This is a genomic window from Denitromonas ohlonensis (genome assembly GCF_007625205.1).
Lineage (GTDB): Bacteria > Pseudomonadota > Gammaproteobacteria > Burkholderiales > Rhodocyclaceae > Nitrogeniibacter > Nitrogeniibacter ohlonensis.
The window spans coordinates 101,519-120,280 of the sequence record NZ_VMNI01000008.1 but is presented as its reverse complement, the minus strand read 5'-3'; the positions used below and the strand labels follow the sequence as shown (position 1 = coordinate 120,280).

At 65.3% G+C, this 18,762-nt stretch carries 18 protein-coding genes; 10 read left to right on the top strand and 8 right to left on the bottom strand.

Translation table 11 applies throughout. The annotated features are described in order from the left end of the window. Positions 1-115: 115 nt before the first annotated feature. Positions 116-1,135: a LacI family DNA-binding transcriptional regulator gene (locus FHP89_RS10300; RefSeq protein ID WP_144175897.1), complete on the top strand. Its 1,020-nt coding sequence runs from the start codon at positions 116-118 to the stop codon at positions 1,133-1,135. 59 nt (positions 1,136-1,194) lie between these two features. Here the strand turns inward: FHP89_RS10300 and FHP89_RS10295 are convergent, their stop codons facing one another. The 6 genes from FHP89_RS10295 to FHP89_RS10270 all read right to left on the bottom strand — a co-directional run bounded on the left by FHP89_RS10295 (position 1,195) and on the right by FHP89_RS10270 (position 7,439). Then, on the bottom strand, positions 1,195-1,923 hold the full coding sequence (locus FHP89_RS10295) for an ABC transporter ATP-binding protein (protein WP_144175895.1): 729 nt from the start codon (positions 1,921-1,923) through the stop codon (positions 1,195-1,197). Further along, positions 1,913-2,686 (bottom strand): ABC transporter ATP-binding protein, encoded by a 774-nt coding sequence (locus FHP89_RS10290; protein WP_144175893.1) that lies wholly within the window; start codon positions 2,684-2,686, stop codon positions 1,913-1,915. Before FHP89_RS10290 ends, FHP89_RS10295 begins: the two co-directional genes overlap by 11 nt. Then, positions 2,686-3,774 (bottom strand): ABC transporter permease subunit, encoded by a 1,089-nt coding sequence (locus tag FHP89_RS10285; RefSeq protein ID WP_144175890.1) that lies wholly within the window; start codon positions 3,772-3,774, stop codon positions 2,686-2,688. Before FHP89_RS10285 ends, FHP89_RS10290 begins: the two co-directional genes overlap by 1 nt. Before the next feature lie 14 nt (positions 3,775-3,788). Next, positions 3,789-4,721 (bottom strand): branched-chain amino acid ABC transporter permease, encoded by a 933-nt coding sequence (locus FHP89_RS10280; protein WP_144175888.1) that lies wholly within the window; start codon positions 4,719-4,721, stop codon positions 3,789-3,791. Positions 4,722-4,986: 265 nt separating this feature from the next. Continuing rightward, complete coding sequence (locus FHP89_RS10275; protein WP_144175885.1) at positions 4,987-6,117, bottom strand: branched-chain amino acid ABC transporter substrate-binding protein; 1,131 nt, start codon at positions 6,115-6,117, stop codon at positions 4,987-4,989. 596 nt (positions 6,118-6,713) lie between these two features. Then, positions 6,714-7,439, bottom strand: coding sequence for a YebC/PmpR family DNA-binding transcriptional regulator (locus tag FHP89_RS10270; protein ID WP_144175883.1), 726 nt, complete (start codon positions 7,437-7,439; stop codon positions 6,714-6,716). Positions 7,440-7,587: 148 nt separating this feature from the next. Between FHP89_RS10270 and FHP89_RS10265 the strand changes: the two genes are divergently transcribed. Further along, the gene (locus FHP89_RS10265) at positions 7,588-8,187 is read left to right on the top strand and encodes a hypothetical protein (RefSeq protein WP_144175881.1); all 600 of its coding nucleotides are present in this window, start codon (positions 7,588-7,590) and stop codon (positions 8,185-8,187) included. Positions 8,188-8,296: 109 nt separating this feature from the next. Next, positions 8,297-9,817: a helicase HerA-like domain-containing protein gene (locus tag FHP89_RS10260; RefSeq protein ID WP_144175878.1), complete on the top strand. Its 1,521-nt coding sequence runs from the start codon at positions 8,297-8,299 to the stop codon at positions 9,815-9,817. A gap of 13 nt (positions 9,818-9,830) precedes the next feature. Here the strand turns inward: FHP89_RS10260 and FHP89_RS10255 are convergent, their stop codons facing one another. Continuing rightward, positions 9,831-11,750 carry a DUF1631 family protein gene (locus FHP89_RS10255; protein ID WP_186300239.1) on the bottom strand — a complete coding sequence of 640 codons (1,920 nt, stop codon included), beginning with the start codon at positions 11,748-11,750 and terminating at the stop codon, positions 9,831-9,833. Positions 11,751-11,874: 124 nt separating this feature from the next. On the opposite strand from FHP89_RS10255, the gene FHP89_RS10250 reads away from it, so the two are divergent. The 4 genes from FHP89_RS10250 (at position 11,875) to FHP89_RS10235 (ending at position 14,205) form a co-directional block, all read left to right on the top strand. Beyond that, on the top strand, positions 11,875-12,444 hold the full coding sequence (locus tag FHP89_RS10250) for a Tll0287-like domain-containing protein (RefSeq protein ID WP_260851555.1): 570 nt from the start codon (positions 11,875-11,877) through the stop codon (positions 12,442-12,444). Between the two features lie 47 nt (positions 12,445-12,491). Continuing rightward, entirely contained in the window at positions 12,492-12,839 is a 348-nt protein-coding gene (locus tag FHP89_RS10245) for a cupin domain-containing protein (protein WP_144175871.1), read from the top strand. A gap of 77 nt (positions 12,840-12,916) precedes the next feature. Continuing rightward, on the top strand, positions 12,917-13,840 hold the full coding sequence (locus tag FHP89_RS10240; protein ID WP_260851554.1) for a DMT family transporter: 924 nt from the start codon (positions 12,917-12,919) through the stop codon (positions 13,838-13,840). A gap of 68 nt (positions 13,841-13,908) precedes the next feature. Next, positions 13,909-14,205, top strand: coding sequence for a hypothetical protein (locus tag FHP89_RS10235; protein WP_144175869.1), 297 nt, complete (start codon positions 13,909-13,911; stop codon positions 14,203-14,205). A gap of 13 nt (positions 14,206-14,218) precedes the next feature. Here FHP89_RS10235 and FHP89_RS10230 read toward each other — a convergent pair whose 3' ends face one another. Next, positions 14,219-15,124: a LysR family transcriptional regulator gene (locus tag FHP89_RS10230; RefSeq protein WP_144175867.1), complete on the bottom strand. Its 906-nt coding sequence runs from the start codon at positions 15,122-15,124 to the stop codon at positions 14,219-14,221. A gap of 128 nt (positions 15,125-15,252) precedes the next feature. Between FHP89_RS10230 and fabG the strand changes: the two genes are divergently transcribed. From fabG to FHP89_RS10215, 3 genes are read left to right on the top strand one after another with little or no spacing between them, the layout of a single operon-like run. After that, on the top strand, positions 15,253-15,996 hold the full coding sequence (gene fabG / locus FHP89_RS10225; protein WP_144175865.1) for a 3-oxoacyl-ACP reductase FabG: 744 nt from the start codon (positions 15,253-15,255) through the stop codon (positions 15,994-15,996). 10 nt (positions 15,997-16,006) lie between these two features. After that, positions 16,007-17,170, top strand: a complete 1,164-nt coding sequence (locus FHP89_RS10220; RefSeq protein WP_260851553.1) for an acetyl-CoA acetyltransferase — start codon at positions 16,007-16,009, stop codon at positions 17,168-17,170. A gap of 50 nt (positions 17,171-17,220) precedes the next feature. Then, the gene (locus FHP89_RS10215; RefSeq protein WP_144175863.1) at positions 17,221-18,747 is read left to right on the top strand and encodes a class I adenylate-forming enzyme family protein; all 1,527 of its coding nucleotides are present in this window, start codon (positions 17,221-17,223) and stop codon (positions 18,745-18,747) included. Positions 18,748-18,762 lie beyond the last annotated feature (15 nt).

The following is an 18,762-nucleotide window of genomic DNA, read 5'->3' as shown; positions in this document are numbered from 1 at the left end:
TGCACTTTATTGCGCAAACGTTTGCGCGTCAACTTTTCCATGTAGTGAGGGCCTGTTTCTGATAAAACAGGCTTATTGAAGATTTCGTTTGCGCAAGGCGCATCCCAGGTTTGTCATGGTCACTATCAAGGACATTGCTCGTGAGCTCGGCGTCTCGCCGTCAACGGTGACGCGCGCCCTCGCCGGCAATACGCGGATCAGTGCGGAGACCATCCGTCGCGTGCGTGAGCAGGCCGAGCAGATGGGCTATGTGGCCGATTCGGCCGCCCGCGCCATGCGCAGCGGCACCAGCGCGCTGATCGGCCTGCTGGTGCCGGACATCCAGAACAGCTTTTACGCGACCATGGCGCGCATTGCGGCCCAATGCTGTCAGCGCGCCGGTTACCAGCTGGTGCTGTCGGTGACCGAGGATGATCCCGAGATCGAGGAGCGCCATGTCCGCGCGCTGATCGGTGCGCGCTGCGCGGGGGTGATGGTGGTGCCGACCGGCGGCGTGACGCCCGCGACCTGCCAGTTGTTGTCCGGTGTGCCGACGGTGCAGCTCATCCGTCGGGCCGAGGGCTTGCGGGCCGACAGTTTTGGGGTCAATGATCGCCAGGCGCTCTTCGCCGCGACCGGCTACCTCCTCGATCTGGGGCATCGGTGCATCGCCTTGCTGGTGGGTGACAAGACGCTGGACACCGCGCGTGCGCGTTTCAATGGTTATGTGGATGCCTTCGCGGCGCGTGGCTTGCAGCCTGATATCGACCTGGTGTGCGCGGGCGCGCCGCGTGCCAGCCAGGGCAGCGAGGCCTTGCGCGCGCTCTTGTCGCGGCGGGTGCCGCCGACGGCCATCGTGGCCGCCGGCGCGGCGCTGACCGAGGGGATGCTCGATGCAGTGAGTGCGCACTACGGCAGCACCTATCCGGACGTGTCCTTGCTCGGCTTTGGCGACACCGCAGCGTTTCGCTGGTGGCAGGGCGAGGGATTGAGCACGATTGCGCTGCCGATCACGACGATTGCCGAGGCGGCCGGGGCGCGTCTGCTGGCCTTGATCAAAACGCCTCGCGCGGCGGCGCCATCGGTCGAGTCAGTGAGCTTTGATACGAGCATGGTGTTGCGCGGTAGCGCCCGACCGCCGGTCGAGCGATCTTAGGCGGTGCATGAAAAAGGGGCGCACCGAAGTGCGCCCCTTTGGTCTTCGCTGCAGCCGGCTTATTCGCCGAGATACGCCGCACGCACCTTCGGGTCGGCCAGCAGTTCCTTACCCGTCCCTGTGAGGGTCAGCTTGCCGCTTTCCATCACGTAGCCGCGCTGGGCGAATTCGAGTGCCAGGTTGGCGTTCTGTTCGACCAGCAAGATGGTCACGCCTTCGTCCTTGACCGTCTGCACCACTTCAAAGATCTTCTCGACCACCAGCGGGGCGAGGCCCATGGAGGGTTCGTCGAGCAGCAGCAGCTTGGGCTGGGAGAGCAGGGCACGGCCGATGGCGACCATCTGTTGCTCGCCGCCCGACAGCGTGCCGGCCACCTGCGCCAGACGTTCCTTGACCCGCGGCAACATGGTGTAGACCCGCTCGAGGTCGGCTTCGATACCGGCCGTGTCGTTACGGATGTAGGCGCCCATGCGCAGGTTCTCTTCGACCGTCAGACGGGTGAAGATGCCGCGGCCCTCGGGCACCAGCGCGATGCCTTTGCGCAGGCGCTTGTGGGTGGGCATGGCACCGATGTCTTCGCCGTCGTAGGTGATGCTGCCGCTGGCCACGCCCAGCGTGCCGGAGATGGCATTGAGCGTGGTGGTCTTGCCGGCGCCGTTGGCACCGATCAGGCAGACCATTTCGCCTTTGTAGAGCTCGAGACTGACGCCCTTGACGGCCTGAATGCCGCCGTAGGCGATCTTGATGTCGTCGAGCTGGAGCAGCGGGGAGGCGGGGTTAGTGTGCATGCTTGGGTCCTCCCAGGTAGGCGCTGATCACGGCCTCATTTTTCTGGACCACGGCAGGCACGTCTTCGGCAATCTTCTTGCCGAAGTCGAGCACGGCGACCCGGTCGCACAGGCCCATCACCAGCTTGACGTCATGCTCGATGAGCAGCACGGTGATGCCGTCGTGGCGGATCTGTTCGATCAGCACCTTGAGCTGGCCGGTTTCGGTGGCGTTCATGCCGGCGGCGGGTTCGTCGAGCGCCAGCAATTGCGGTTCGGAGGCCAGCGCGCGGGCGATCTCGAGACGGCGCTGGTCGCCGTACGAAAGGCTCTTGCAGATGGTGTGGGCGAAGCGCTCGATGCCCACATACTTGAGCAGTTCAAAGGCGCGCTCGGTGGTCAGACGCTCCTCTTCGATGGCGTGCTTGCTCTGCATCAGGATGCCCCACAGCCCGGCCTTGGTGCGGATGTGATGGCCGGCCATGACGTTTTCGAGCGCCGTCAGCTGACCGAACAGACGGATGTTCTGGAAGGTGCGGGCAATGCCCTGCTGCACCACCAGGTGGGGCTTGCCGGTGGGCAGCTCGGTGCCGTTGAAGACGAACTCGCCGTCATCGGGAATGTAGGCACCGGTGAGCACGTTGAAGAAGGTGGTCTTGCCGGCACCGTTCGGGCCGATCAGGCCGTACACCTCGCCCTTGTTGATGGTCAGCGAGACATCGGACAGGGCGGTCAGACCGCCGAAACGTTTGCCCACACCGCGGGCTTCAAGCAACTTGATCATCAAGCGCCTCCCTTGAGCAGCTCGGGACGGGAGTAGCGTGCGTGGGCGGGCACCAGGCCGGCCGGGCGCAGCAACATCATCAGAATCATGGCCAGCGACAGCAACAGCATGCGCAGCACTTCGGGGTCGAGAATCACGGTGCCGAACAGCGCTTCCTGCACGGGCAGGGCGATGTTGCGGAGGATCTCGGGCAGGGCGGTGAGCGCCAGCGCGCCGACGATGGCGCCGGCGATGTTACCCATGCCGCCGAACACCACCATGGTCAGCACGGCGATGGATTCCATCAGCGAGAAGGATTCCGGCGACACGAAGCCCTGGAAGGAGCCGAACAGACCGCCGGCCACGCCGCCAAAGGTGGCGCCGAGCGAGAAGGCCAGTAGCTTCATGTTGCGCACGTTGATGCCGATCGCCTTGGCAGCCAGCTCGTCGTCACGCATGGCAGCCCACGCGCGGCCGACGCGGGAGATCTGCAGGCGTTTGATGAAGACGATGGAGCCGATCACGCAGAGCAGGAAGAAGTAGTAATACAAATACAGGTAGTGGATCTTGAAGTCGCCGATGGTCAGGCTTTGCGACAGGTTCCAGCCGAACAGATTGAGCGAATCCAGGGCGTTGATGCCTTGCGGGCCGTTGGTGATGTTGACCGGATGGTTCAGGTTGTTCATGAAGATCCGGACAATTTCGCCAAAGCCCAGGGTCACGATGGCGAGGTAGTCACCGCGTAATCGCAAGACCGGGAAGCCCAATATGATCCCCGCCAGCGCCGCAAACGCGGCCCCCAGCGGCAGCACGATCCAGAAGGGCATGTGCACACCGAAATGCGGTGAGGCGAGGAAGGCCCAGGTGTAGGCGCCCACGGCGTAAAAAGCGATGTAGCCCAGGTCGAGCAGGCCGGCAAAGCCGACCACCAGGTTCAGGCCCAGGGCCAGCATCATGTACAGCAGGGCGAAGTCCAGGATGCGCATCCAGCTGCGACCGAAGTAGGCGGCAATCAGCGGCGCCACCAGCGCCAGGATGATGATCAGCCACTTGGTGAGCCGGGGGTTGCGTTTGCCCAGATAGGGGACGGCTTCGATGAGTTCGTTCATGGTGTGATCCCTCCTCAGGCCCGGTCGGAAACCCGCTCACCCAACAGGCCGGTGGGCCGGAAGATGAGCACGATGCCGAGAATGACGAAGGCGAAGATGTCCTGGTAGCTGGAGTTGAGGAAGCCGAAGGTCATGGTTTCGATATAACCGGCGCCGACCGCTTCGACCAGCCCGAGCACGATGCCGCCAAGCATGGCGCCGCCCAGGTTGCCGATGCCGCCGAGCACCGCCGCAGTAAAGGCTTTCAAGCCGGGCATGAAGCCCATCGCGTAGTGCGCGATACCGTAGTTGCTGGCGAACATCACGCCGGCCACGGCCGCCAGACCGGCGCCGATGACAAAGGTCAGCGCGATGATGGCGTTGGTGTCGACCCCCATCAGGGCCGCGACGCGGTGGTTTTCCGCCGTGGCGCGCATGGCGCGACCGAGGCGGGTCTTGGTGACCAGCAGGATCAGGCCGGCCATCACCAGCGCCGACACGATCACGATGGCGACCTGAACCGGGGTGACAAAAACGCCCGGAATCGGCTGCATCGGTGCGGTGGAAATCAGCTGCGGGAAGGTGTGATAGTTGCGGCCCCAGATGATCATGGCCAGCGTCTGAAGCAGGAAGGACATGCCGATCGCGGTGATCAGCGGGGCCAGTCGCGGTGCGCCGCGCAGCCGCCGGTAGGCCAGTCGTTCCATCAGGAAGCCGAGGATCATGCACACGGGCATGGCGACGAGCACGGCGATCGCCAGCTTGAGCAGCGGCGCCATGTCGGGCGCGACGCCCATCAGGATGAGCAGGGTCTGCAGCGCGGTGAGCGCGCCGATCATGACCACTTCGCCGTGGGCAAAGTTGATCAGACCCAAGATCCCGTAGACCATCGTGTAGCCCAGCGCCACCAGCGCATACACGCTGCCGACGACCAGACCATTCACGATCTGCTGTAATAAGGTTTCCATATCGCACCTTTTGCTTGGTGTGTGACGGAGGCCGTCGCCCCGGTGCCGGGATGATTCCGGTCGGGTGTGCCCTTGTGGGGCCGAGGGGCGGGGTTCCGTGTTGCTGTTCTCAATCCCGCAGCGCGGGTTGTTTGCTGAGTCCTTCCGATGTGCCGTCCGACCGATGCGCCAGACGGAAACCGGAATAATTCAGGGGCCGCAACCACTGTGGATCGCGGCCCCCGGTTGTGGGCAAGCCCACGTTCTACAAGTGCCTCAATTCAGATCAGGGGACCGGATTCCAGCCGCCGTCCTTGAACTGATACACCGTGATGGCGCCTTCCTTGATGTCGCCCTTGGCGTCAAAGGCGACGTTGCCGGTGACGCCCTGGAAGCTGATCGCCTTCAGTGCGGGCAGGTACTTGGCCGGCGAGGTGGAGTCGGCCACTTTCATGGCTTCGATCATCGCGGCAGCCGCGTCGTAGGCATACGGTGCGTAGATCTGCACGTCGAGGTTGAAGCGCTTCTTGTAGCGGTCCTTGAAGTCCTTGCCGCCCGGCATCTTGTCCAGCGGCAGGCCGGCTTGCGTGCAGTATGTGTTGCCGCTCAGTGCATCGCCCGCGAGCTTGAGCATCTCGCCCGAGCAGGCACCGTCACCGGCCATGAACTTGGCGTTGATGCCCAGCTGCTTGAGCTGGCGCACCATCGGGCCGGCCTGAGCGTCCATGCCGCCGAAGAAGATCACGTCCGGGTTCTGAGCCTTGATCTTGGTCAGAATGGCCATGAAGTCGGTGGCTTTGTCGTTCGTGAATTCACGTGCGACGATCTTGCCGCCGGTGGCTTTGGCCGACTTTTCGACTTCGTCAGCCAGACCCTGACCGTAAGCGGTGCGGTCATCGATGATGGCGATGTTCTTGGCGCCGAGGGTACCGGTGGCGAACTTGCCGATCGCGCCGCCTTGCTGGACGTCGTTGGCGATGGTGCGGAACACGCCGGCGTAGTTCTGCTGGGTCAGTTTCGGGTTGGTTGCCGACGGGGAGATCATCGGGATCCCGGCCTGGTGATAGATGCGCGAGGCCGGGATGGTGGTGCCGGAGTTCAGGTGGCCAACCACCCCGGCGACTTCGGCATCGACCAGACGCTGAGCGACGGTGGTGCCGGCGCGCGGGTCGGCCTGATCGTCTTCACCCATGATTTCGAACTTGATCGTCTTGCCGCCGATGGTCACGCCCTTGGCGTTGTATTCCTCGATGGCGAGCAGGGCACCGTTTTCGTTGTCCTTGCCCAGGTGGGAGATGCTGCCGGTGAGCGGGCCGACGTGGCCAAGCTTGACCACCATGTCGGCGGCGCTGACGCCGCCGCTCATCAGGCCGAAGCCCAGGCCCATGATCGCAATAGCGATACCGGTTTTTTTCATGTCTCGTATCCTCCAGCTGACTCTTTTGTGAGTTTGGGTGGTTCCGATTCCGACCGGTTCGACATGAATCGGTCGGGGTGTGGCTTTCCGCTGTTCGGACCACGCGTTTGTGTGCCTCGTGGTCGGTCTTTGTTCTCTGTCCGCACCCGCCCTTTTTACGGGGTGGGCGAATGGTACGAAAGGCGCAAAGGCAAAGGTGTGCTTATTCTGCAAAAAAACCGATAGGGAAAGAAAAATTTTTGCCTGAAAAGCGGGTCGCAAGGGCGGGCATGGCATGCCGCAGTGCAATATGCCGGAAGATATGTTCTTTCCGTGTCGGACGTCTTCCGAAACGGAATCTCGTCAAGTCTCTGTACCGCTTGGGTTGCCGGGACGATGGTGCAGACAGTCGGCACAAATGCGGTGCACCAAAAATGCCGTATAGGGGGTTTCCCTAGTGTGCCCCGCAAAACATGTCCGCTGCGTCACCGATTTTTCCGGATTTCCGCCGTTTCGCGGCCGCCGTCACGCCGCGAGCCGTTTCGATGACCAAAAAAAACCGCCCTGTTTCAGGCGGCTTTCTGTTTGAGACAATTGCGGAGCGTTCAGGCCCCAACTCAGTCGCCAAAAACCGCGCTGGTATAGACCTCCTGAACGTCGTCGAGACTGTCCAGTGCGTCGAGCAGGCGCTGCATCTTGGCCTCGTCGTCGCCGGTCAGTTCGGTCTCGTTCATTGGTTTCATGGTGACTTCGCCGAACTCGGCCTTGAAGCCCGCGGCTTCGAGCGCGTCCTTGACGGTCGAAAAGTCGGCCGGCGAGGTGACCACCTCGATGGAGCCGTCGTCATCGGTGATCACGTCTTCGGCGCCGCATTCGAGCGCGGCGTCCATCAGCGCTTCTTCATCGACGCCGGGGGCGAACATCAGCTGGCCGCAGTGGCTGAACTGGAAGGCCACGCAGCCATCGGTGCCCAGGTTGCCGCCGTACTTGCTGAAGGCGTGGCGCACATCGGCCACGGTGCGTACCTTGTTGTCGGTCAGGCAATCGACGATCACCGCCGCGCCGCCGATGCCGTAGCCCTCGTAGCGCGCCTCTTCATAGCTGACGCCTTCGAGCTGGCCGGTGCCGCGCTTGATGGCGTTTTCGATGTTGTCCTTGGGCATCGACTCGCCGCGGGCCTTGTCGATGGCCAGACGCAGACGCGGATTCGATGCCGGATCGCCGCCGCCCATCTTGGCGGCCACGGTGACTTCCTTGATCAGTTTGGTGAAGACCTTGCCCCGCTTGGCATCCTGACGGCCTTTGCGGTGCTGGATGTTGGCCCATTTGGAATGACCTGCCATAGCGCCCTCGACTCCTGCAGACTTGCTGTTCGAAAAGCCGCCATTATACCTATCGACCCGGGTGTGGCGGAGCCCCGGTCCGCACAAGCGGCGACGAGTCTGCTAGATTGCACACGATAGGCATGACAACCGGATCGGGAGTGACCGCATGAAGTCTCTATTTTCAATGCTGGCCGTGATGTGGCTGGCGGTGTTTGCCGTGCCGGCCGGCGCCCAGGACCTCACCTTCCGTGGCTGCACCGACGCAGCCGGTCGCGCCGTGCCCAGTCGGCTCGATGTGGAATCGCCCTCGCTGGTGATGACGCAGATGGGCAAGTCCCGACCGCTGATTGTTTACAACCCGCGCGCGCTCCCCGATGTGACCGACGCCGTTCGCGCCTTTCTGTATGCCCATGAGTGCGCCCGTCACAGCCTTGGCATCACCCGCGATGTGCCGACCGCTGAGGCGGCGCACCGGGCCGACTGCGAGGGTCTGGCCACGCTGCAGCGCTCGGGCATGCTGGTCGAGGCGGGCGACGTAACGGCCTTGCAATCCATGCTGGTGTTCTCGCCCGAACAATGGGCGCGGGTGCCGGGACCGCCGCGCGGCTTTGACCTCAACAGCTGCCCGACGCGTCGTGCCATGCCACAAAGCGATCCGGCCTGGAACCAATGTGTGCACCGCTGCGGCGATCGGCTGTTCCACTGCGGCCAGAGTGCCAGCTGCCTGGCCACCTACAACAGCTGCCAGTCCGCCTGCCGGCGTTGATGTTTTTCGGGGCGAGGTGTTGTCACCACGCCCCGTCGCCGTGCCAGGGCTGCGATGTGACGTCACCCTGGGCTAGACTATGGCGATTCCCTCTGCCCGGACCCCGCTCATGATCGAACCGCTTGTTATCGCCAAGGCCGACGGCCGCGATGTCGCCCTGTTGCCGCGCCTGGCCAACCGCCACGGACTGATCACCGGCGCCACCGGTACCGGCAAGACGGTCACCCTGCAGCGCCTGGCCGAGTCCTTTGCCAGCATCGGCGTGCCGGTGTTTCTGGCCGACGTCAAAGGCGACTTGTCGGGTATCGGCGTGGCCGGCACGGCCTCTGAAAAGCTGATGAAGCGGCTCAACGCCATCGGCATCGAGACCTTCGAGCCGGTGCAAAATGCCGCGGTGTTCTGGGACGTGTTCGGCGAGTCCGGCCATCCGGTGCGTGCCACCGTGTCGGACATGGGTCCGCTGCTGCTGTCACGACTGCTCAACCTCAACGACACCCAGAGCGGCGTGCTGCAGATCGTCTTCAAGGTGGCCGACGACAACGGCCTGTTGCTGCTCGATCTCAAAGACCTGCGTTCGATGGTGCAGTTCGTGGGCGACAACGCCAAGACCATCAAGACGCAGTACGGCAATGTCTCCACCGCCTCCATCGGCGCCATTCAGCGCGGCCTGCTGACGATCGAGGAGCAAGGCGGTGATGTGTTCTTCGGCGAGCCGATGCTCGACATCGCCGACCTGATGCAGACCGGCGCCAACGGTCGTGGCGTGATCAACGTGCTGGCCGCCGACAAGCTCTACAACAACCCCAAGCTCTACTCCACCTTCCTGCTGTGGCTGCTCGCCGAGCTGTTCGAGCAATTGCCCGAGGTGGGCGATCCGGACAAACCGAAGCTGGTGTTCTTCTTCGACGAAGCCCATCTGCTGTTCAACGACGCCCCCAAGGCGCTGCTCGAAAAGGTCGAGCAAGTGGTGCGCCTGATCCGCTCGAAGGGCGTCGGCATCTACTTCGTCACCCAGAACCCGCTCGATGTACCCGACTCTGTGCTCGGCCAGCTCGGCAACCGGGTGCAGCACGCGCTGCGCGCCTTCACCCCGCGCGACCAGAAAGCCGTCAAGACCGCCGCTGACACCATGCGCGCCAACCCGGCCTTCGACGCCGCCGAGGCCATCACCGAACTCGGCGTCGGCGAGGCCTTGATCTCCTTCCTCGATGAAAAGGGCCGGCCCAATATCACCGAGCGCTGCTTCGTCATCGCGCCGGGCTCGCGTCTTGGCCCCATGACCGCCGCCGAGCGGCAGCAGACCGTCCATGGCTCGCTGCTCTTCGGGCATTACGAGAATGCGCTCGACCGTGAGTCGGCCTTCGAAAAAATCCAGGCCGGCTTCGGTCAGGACAAAGCCGAGGCCGACGCGCCGGCGGCGACCAAGGCCCCGGCGGCAGATGAGGGCGGCTTGTTCGGTGGTCTGGGTGGCATGCTCGGCGGGATGTTCGGCGGCGGCAAGTCGAGCCGATCTGACAGCGTCATCGAGTCCGCCGCCAAGAGCGCCGCGCGCAGCATCGGCACGCAAGTCGGCCGGGCGATCATCCGCGGTGTGCTCGGGTCGATTCTCGGCGGCAGCACCCGCCGCTAGCGCCGGCGCGGTGTCAGGCCGGCGTGGCCCGGCCGGCGCGCAGGCGCTCCGCGGCGCGGCGCGACAGATCGGGCCGACCAAGCGTGAGTCGATTGGCCGCGGCCAGGGTTGCCAGCGCGCGCAGGCTCACCACGAGCACACGGCCGTCGTTGGGGGCGAGCAGTAAACGCATCAAACCCTTCGGCGTACGGCCGGCCAGCACACCTTCAAACACCGTGCCATCGGGCAGATTCAACGCGACGCGATCTCCCTCGACACAGGCTGACCAGGCCGCAGGCAAGGCTGGTGCGCTGCTCACATGACCGTTGTGCTGAAAGACCAGCAATCCCTCCGGTGTGGTGCGCAGTGCCGGCGGACGCTGGATGGCGGTGTGGCGAATGGGCGGCAGGATGGCGCCTCGCACCACGGCCGAATGCAGCTCCATGCACGGCGCCAGCGCCCGCGATACGGTGTCTTCGTCGAGGCCGAGTTCGGTCAGCCCGGAGCGCAGTTCGCCAACCAGCGCCGGTAAGGCCCTGAGTAGCACGGCGCGCTCTGCTGCATCGGTCTCCCCGGGGGCGCTGCGGATCAGGCGGTGGGCGGTGTCGAGCCGCGCGCGCCATAGCCGGTCGTCGCGTTCGCGGTGCTGGGCCGCCTGGGCAAGAGCCTGTACCCAGAAGCGCTCAAGCAGGGTGACCAGCACCGGGTGGGTGTCGGTCTGCAGCATGGCGTTGATGGCGTTCGACGCGCTTTGCAGGGCGAGCTCCTTGCGCTCGGCACGCGCGGCCGCCACGGCGTGCTCCGCCAGTTGTTCCGCAAACAGGTTGGTCAGCTCGGCGAGCAGGAGGTCGACCGTGGCCTGCGCCCGGCCGCAGTGCGCCGCGTCCAGATCGGGCGCGCCGGCCAGTTCTTCAAGGGTGCCGCCCAGGCGCGGCAGCACCGCCGTATGCCGGCTGGCGGGCAGGGCGTAGGCCAGACGGACGGTCGAATCGAGCAGCTTGAGCACGGGGCTGTTTGCGTCGTCGACCAGATCGGGCTGGCGCAATGCGCGGCGCAGGGTCGGCGTGTGCAGGCTGGCCAGGGGTTGGCGTAGTGCCGTGGGCAGTGCCGTGTCGTCGGCAATCACCTGGAACAGCGCGTCGACGATGTCGATTGCCAGGGCGCGGTCGGGCGTGAGGAGCCCGGCGATTTCACGCAGCCCCAGCCGGAGCTCGTGGGCGTCGCCCGGCACCGTGCCGGCGAGTCGCGCTTCGAGCCGTTCGAGTGCCTCGGCCAGCCGGGTCGGATCGACCCCCGCGGTCGATGCTGCCGGCGCCCCTGACTGACGTGCGAGTTGTTGGCGCAGCGCGCCCAGATCGTCGCTCTGGCCGGCGGTGTTGGCACGGCGCGTTTGGCTTGGCGTTGTGTTTTGACGGGGGGCCGGGGGCGCCACCCCGGCGGCCGCGAGTCGCGCATCGAGCTCGGTGTAAAGGCGGGTCAGCGCGTGCCGCAACGGCGGTTCGGCACGCACGAGCAACTGCTCGCGCGCCTGTGCCGGCAGATCGGCGGCTTCGGCCAGGGCGCGCAGCGCCTCACAGGCGGTCTCTGGCGCCAGTGGCGACATTTCGGGTTCGAGATCGGACTGCTGGAGCACGGTGACCAGCCGCTGATGGACCCGCGCCAGTTGCGATCCGCAGGCCTCGCGCAGGCGGCGCGCGAGGTCCGACAGGTCGATGGTATAGGTCAGATCGTCTTCGTCGATCAGGCTGATGCGCGAGGCGGTCAGACTGCGCACGGCATCGAAGCCGCGCCGGTCGCGCACCCCGGTGAGCTCGTCGTAACGCTGTCCGGCCGCATCCAGCGCACGTGCGAGCCAGGCCTCGTCACGGAAGCCCAGGTCGCGAAAGACGGTGTCGAGCATGCTCAGCAGATGGCGCCTGCAGTCGGCAACGGGTAAGACGGGGCTTGTCGGCATGATGATCGGGTAGCGAACGACGTGGTGAGCAGTGTACGCGGTCTTTGGACGCATCGCACGTCTGTTCGCAAGCACGGCCGCGCGCTTGGGTCTATAATATTAGCTTTTACTGATGGAGATAATCATGCGGACCACTTTGCTGTTTTCGGCCTTGCTGCTCGCCGGCCCGGCTGCGGCTCAGGACATCGAAGCCCTCAAACGCGACACCCGCGAAAAAGCCCTGCCGGTGCTGCCCAAAGTGGTCAAGATGATGCAGGACACCGTCGCTGCCGAAGGCGTGGCGGGCGCCATCCCGGTGTGCAAGGAGAAGGCCCCGGCGCTGCTCAAGGCGCGCGCTGAAGAGCTGGGCTGGAAGATGCGCCGGGTCAGCCTGAAAACCCGCAATCCCGAGCGCGGCATGCCCGACGCGTGGGAGACCGCGCAACTGACCTCCTTCGATGTTCGCGCCGCCGCCGGCGAACCGGCGACTGCGCTCGAAGTGGGTGAGGTGATGACCCAGGCCGATGGCACGCAGATGTTCCGCTACATGCGCGCGATTCCGGTCGGCGACGTGTGTTTGAGCTGCCACGGAGCAACGGCCGAGATTGCGCCGGAGATCAAGGACGAACTGGCCAAGACCTACCCGCAGGACCGCGCCACCGGTTATTCGAAGGGCCAGATCCGTGGTGCGCTCACCATCGAGCGCCCGCTGTAAGCGATGGGGGCGTATCGTTCCGAATCGTGTTCAGGAGGGATGCGCCCGTGGCGGACGAGTACTACTTTGACGAAGGCTGTTTCATCACCGAGCTGCACAATACGGCGGACGACCCGGCTGTGTCGGTCGCCCGTGCGCGGGTGCCGGTCGGCGTCACCACGCGCTGGCATGTGCTGGCCGGCATTGCTGAGCGCTATCTGATCGAGTCCGGCGAGGGCGAGGTGTGGGTCGGCGACGCGCCGGCGCGTCAGGTGGCCGCAGGCGACACGGTGGTGATTCCGCCGGGGCAGCGCCAGCGCATTCGGAATATCGGGGTGAGGGACTTGTCCTTTCTGGCCGTGTGCACACCCCGCTTTGTCCCGTCGGCCTATACGGACGTCGACGTCGCCAGCTAGTTTGGCTGCCGGTGTTGCGGTTGTCATTGGTCGCGTCTACAGGCTAAATCGAGCCCTCGCCTGTTGCCGGTTCCCGTATGTCGCAGTTCAGCCCCGATTCGTCCAGCCCCCATGATTTGCCCTTGATGGGCCTCGCACTCGGCGTGCTGGCCGCGGTGGGCTTCTCGTTCAAGGCGATTCTGGTCAAGCTGGCCTATCGGCATGGCGTCGATGCCGAAACCCTGCTCGCGCTGCGCATGCTGTTCAGCTTGCCGTTCTTTCTGTTCATGGGCTGGCAGGGCAGCCGGCGCGCGATGGCGCCGCTGGGCTGGCGCGACTGGCGCGCGCTGTTCCTGCTCGGGCTGTCGGGTTACTACCTGGCCAGCTATCTGGATTTCCTCGGTCTGGGCTATATCACTGCCGCGCTCGAGCGGCTGATTTTGTTTGCCTATCCGAGCATTGTGGTGATCTTGTCGGCGCTCTTTCTCGGCAAGCCGCTGACCCAGCGAACCGTGGTTGCGCTGGTGATGTGCTATGTCGGCGTGGCCTTTGCGGTCGCTCATGATCTGACACTGAGTGACGACACCACCGATGTGATGATCGGCAGTGCGCTGGTGTTTGGCAGCGCGGTGGCCTACGCGCTGTACCTGATGGGCAACGGTCAGGTGGTGGGTCGGCTCGGCGCGGCGCGGGTGACGGCCTGGGCGTCGACCGTGGCTTGCGCGCTGAGCATCGGGCAGTTCTTGATACTTCGGCCGATTGCCGCGCTGGACCAGCCCTGGCAGGTGTATGGGCTGGCGATTGCGATGGCGCTGTTCTCCACCGTGTTGCCTATCTGGTGTGTGAGCGAGGCGATCCGCCGCATCGGCGCCGGGCCGGTGGCGCTGACCGGAAGCCTCGGCCCGATCGTGACGCTCGGCCTGGGTGCCGTGATGCTCGACGAGGCCATCGGTGTTGCCCAGTTGGCGGGTGGCGCGATGGTGGTGGGCGGCGTGCTGGTGATGGCGCGCGGCAAGTGCTGAGCGCGGTCGGGGAGCTTTTTGGCGTTTTGGGCGTCATAACCGGTGTGCCCACCGTGAGGAGCGACGCCATGACCCCGGAAACCGTGGAAGTGCTGATGGAAGACATTGAGCGCGAAGACCCGCTCGATTTCGGCATGCTGTCCATCGACGAGCATGACGCCCGCTGCCTGATGGCCAATCACTTTTGCGAAGTGGATCGCAAGCTGACCGAGAGCGGCCTGGATGTCGAGGCCCGTCTGGAGTTGATGACCGCCATTGCTGCCCACGCCATGGTCGAGAACATGTTGCTCAACGTGCAGCGCCTGGAGGACAGAGGCGCGGGTGAAGACGTGCGCGCCTGGATGCGCCGGCACGGCATGGGTTGAGCGGCGCGCCGGCTCAGTCGGGCGCCGGCTCGCCAAACAGCGCCGGTGATTCAGTGACCAGTGCGCGCAGGAAATCCCACACTACGCGCACCCGGCGCAGGCGAAACAGGTCAGCCGGTGCGGCCAGCCACAGCACACTGTGGGCCACGATGTCGCCCGGCAGAACCTGCACCAGCGGGCTGTCGGTAGGCACCGCGTACGGGGCGAGCATCGCCAGCCCCAGCCCCGCTTCGGCCGCCTGCGCCTGCGCCAGCATGCCGGTGCACGAGAACACCCGCCGGGGCGCGTCCACCAGGCGGTCCAGATAGCGCAATTCGTCGCTCATCAACTGGTCCTGCACATAGTCGATGAAGGCATGGCCGGCCAGATCGACGCGGCTGTTTATCGGTGAGTGCCGCGCCAGATACGCCGGTGAGGCATAGAGCACATAGCGAAACGCCGTCAGCCGGCTGACCACGTAGCGCCCGCTGGTGGGCGGCTCCAGCGTCACGGCCAGGTCGACCTCGCGGCTGGCCAGGCTCACAAAGCGGTGCTGCAGCAACAGTTCGACCGACAGCTCCGGGTGGTCGTTCAAGAGCGCGGGCAGGCGCGGGGTCAGCACGCGCGTGCCGAACACTTCGGGCACGCCGAGGCGCACCGCGCCGGCAATTGCGCCGCCCACGCCACCGGCAGATTCCTCCGCCCCCAACGCGGCGCTCTCCATGGCCTCGGCATGGGCCTGCAGTGCCTGGCCGGTGTCGGTCAGCACATAGCCATCGCGACGGCGGTCAAACAGTGTGGCGCCGAGCGCGGTTTCGAGCCGAGACAGGCGGCGCGCCACAGTGGTGTGATCGACCCCGAGACGGGCGCTGGCGGCGGTCAGCGTGCCGGTGCGGGCGACCTCAAGAAAATGCCGAAAATCCGTCCAGTCAATGTCCACGGCTCACTCCGGATTGATGTGCAAATATGCACAACGATGCGGTGAGTATGCGCTTTGTTCTGCTTTTATGGGGTGATAAGGTCCGCTGATACTGCACGCCATGCAGCGATCTTGACGAGGACAAGCAAATGAATTTGAAAGACAAAGTGGTGGTCGTGACCGGCGCAGCCCAAGGCATTGGTGAAGCCATCGCCCGACGCTGCGCGGCCGAAGGTGCGGCCATCGCGGTGTGGGATCTGGACGCCGATGCCGCCAAGGCAAAGGCGGCTGAACTGAGCGAAACCTACAATGTCACGGCCTGCGGTTGGGCCGTGAATGTGGCCAATAGTGCGGCGGTCAAGAACGCGGCGGCAGACGTGATCGGCGCGTTCGGGCGCATCGACGGCCTGGTCAACAACGCCGGCATCGTCGCCGACGCGCAACTCAAGAAGATGAGCGAAGAACAGTGGGACCGCGTGATCGGCGTGAACCTCAAGGGCGTCTACAACTGCACGCGCGCTTTCGTGGATACCTTCCTGGCGCAGGGCAGCGGGTCGATCGTGAATATCTCGTCGGTGGTGGGCGTGTATGGCAACTTCGGCCAGACCAACTACGCCGCCGCCAAAGCGGGCGTGCTCGGCATGACCAAAACCTGGGCCAAGGAGTTGGGCCGCAAGGGCGTGCGCAGCAACGCGATCTGCCCCGGCTTCATCGCCACGCCGATTCTCGCCTCGATGCCAGAGAACGTGCTCAAGAGCATGGAGTCGGAAGTGCCGCTGGGCCGCATGGGCGAGCCAGCCGAGATTGCTGCGGTGGCCGCCTTTTTGCTGTCGAAAGACGCCAGCTACATGAACGGCGCGGTGCTGGAAGTCTCTGGCGGCTTGACCATTTAAGGGCGCCGCGATGACGATGCAGGCGGCAATGGTCGGCTGGGCGCACACGCGTTTCGGCCGGCTCGACGATGAAACCCTCGAATCGCTGGTGTTGCGGGTGACGACCGAGGCGCTGGCCGACGCCGGCGTCCCAGCGGACGAGGTGGATTCGATCCACATCGGCAATCTGGGCGGTTTCGACGCCCAGTCTTTTCCCGCCGCTTTGCCGCTGCAGGCCGCGCCGGGGCTGCGCTTCAAGCCGGCCACGCGCTACGAAAATGCCTGCGCCAGCGGCTCGGCCGCGCTGCATGGCGCGCTTGATCGCATCGCTGCGGGGCGCAGCGGCGTGGCGCTGGTGATTGGCGTCGAGAAGATGAACGCGCTCACCACCCCCGAGGTGGCCCGCGTGTTGGCCGGCTGCAGCTACCAGCCCGAGGAGGGGCAGCTGAGCTTCCCCGGCATTTTCGCGCAGATGGCCCAGGCCTACTTCGACCGCTACGGCGAACAGCTCGACGCGCTGGCCCACATCGCCGCCAAGAACCACGCCAACGGGGCGCTCAACCCGTATGCCCACATCCGCAAGGATCTCGGCTTCGACTACTGCCGGCATGAGTCGGAACGCAACCGCATCGTCGCGCCGCCGCTCAAGGTGTCGGACTGTTCAACGGTCGCCGACGGCGCTGCAGCGATGATCGTGGTCGCGCCCGAGCGGATTGGCGATTTCCAGAAAGCCGTGGGCTTTCGCGCCACCGCCCAGGTCACCGACTACCTGCCCATGTCGATGCGCGATGTGATTGCCTTCGAGGGACCGCGCCGCGCCTTTGCCCAAGCGATGACCGCCGCTGGCACGTGTCTGGACGACCTGGCCTTCGCCGAGGTGCACGACTGCTTCACCATCGCCGAGTTGCTCAGCTACGAAGCCATGGGCCTCGCCCAGCAGGGCGAGGGCGCGCGGGTGATTCTCGATGGCATCAGCCGACGCGACGGTCGCCTGCCCATCAACCCTTCTGGCGGCCTCAAGGCCAAGGGCCATCCGGTGGGCGCCACCGGCGTGTCCATGCATGTGATGAGCGCCATGCAGCTCACTGGCGCGGCGGGTGACATTCAGGTGCCCGACGCCCGACTCGGCGCCGTGTTCAACATGGGCGGCTCGGCCGTGGCCAGCTACGTGAGCATTCTCGAAGCCATCAAATAACCGGCAAAGGCGGTCCGCAGAGGCCGCCCGCCACGGAGGAGGAGACAATCATGCAGATTGACGGACTGATCGCGCATCACGCGCGCTATCGCCCCGAGCACACGGCGGTGGTTTTCGGCGGCCAGCGGCTGAACTGGGACCAGTTCAATCGCCGCGTCAATCGCCTCGCCCACGCCTTTCGCGCGGCCGGCATCGACAAGGGCGACCGCGTCGCCACCGTGCTGCCCAACTGCCTGGAACTGCTCGATATCTACTGGGCCTGCGCCAAGCTGGGCGCCGTCGTCGTGCCCCTGTCGCCCCTGCTGACCACCGCTGGGCTCGAATCGCTGATGCGCAACGCTGCCCCCAAAGCCGTGTTCGCCTCGCGCGAAACCGCCGCCATCCTGCTGCCCGCCAAGCCGCGGCTCACCTCGCTGCGCTGCTGCGTGCTGGTCGGCGCGCTGGCCGATGGCTGCCGGCCCTACGCCGACTTCACCTCCGGGCGCTCCGAGCGCAACATTGGCGCCGAGATCACGCCCGACGACATGTTCAACATCATGTACACCAGCGGCACCACCGGCCTGCCCAAGGGCATCGTGCACACCCACCGCATCCGCGCCCATTACGGCACGCTGTTTGCCAACGCCTGGCGCATGGGGCCGGAGTCGGTGGTGCTGCATACCGGCGCCATCGTCTTCAACGGCGCCTTCGTCACCCTCATGCCCGCCTTCACGCTCGGTGCCCGCTACGTGCTGGCCGAGCGCTTCGACGCCGCCGCGACGATCGACACCATCGCCGCCGAGGGCGTCACCCACACCATGATGGTGCCCTCGCAGATCGTCGCCCTGCTCAACGCCCCCAACTTCGACCCCGCGCGCCTGCAGTCGCTTGAGATGCTGCTCTCGCTCGGCGCACCTTTGTCGGTGGCGCACAAGGACATCCTCGAAGCCGCGCTGCCCGGCCGCTTCTACGAGCTGTATGGCCTCACCGAAGGCTTCGTCACCATCCTCGACCGCGACGACGCCACGCGCAAACGCGGCACCGTCGGCGTACCGCCGCCCTTCTTCGACATGAAGATCGTGCGCGAAGACGGCAAGACCGCGGCGGTCGGTGAGATCGGCGAAATCGTCGGCCGCGGCCCCATCCTCATGCCCGGCTACTACCGCCGCGACGACCTCACCGCCGACGCCATCCGCGACGGCTGGCTGTACACCGGCGACCTCGGCTTCGTGGACAAGGACGGCTACCTGAGCCTGGTCGACCGTAAAAAAGACATGATCGACTCCGGTGGCGTGAAGGTGTACCCCCGCGATATCGAAGAAATCCTCATCCAGCACCCCGCCGTGCTCGAAGCCGTGGTGTTCGGCATCCCCGACGAAAAATGGGGCGAAACCCCCGCCGCCGCCGTCACCCTGAAAACCGGCCAGCACATCGACGCCGAGGCCCTGCGCGAATGGACCAACACCCGCGTCGGTGCGCGCTACCAGCGCCTCAGCACTCTCGGCTTTCTTGACCAGTTCCCGCGCAATGCGGCGGGCAAGATTCTCAAACGGGAGTTGAGGGAGCCGTACTGGGAGGCGGCGGGGCGGCGGATTTGATAGGTGCTCTTGCCA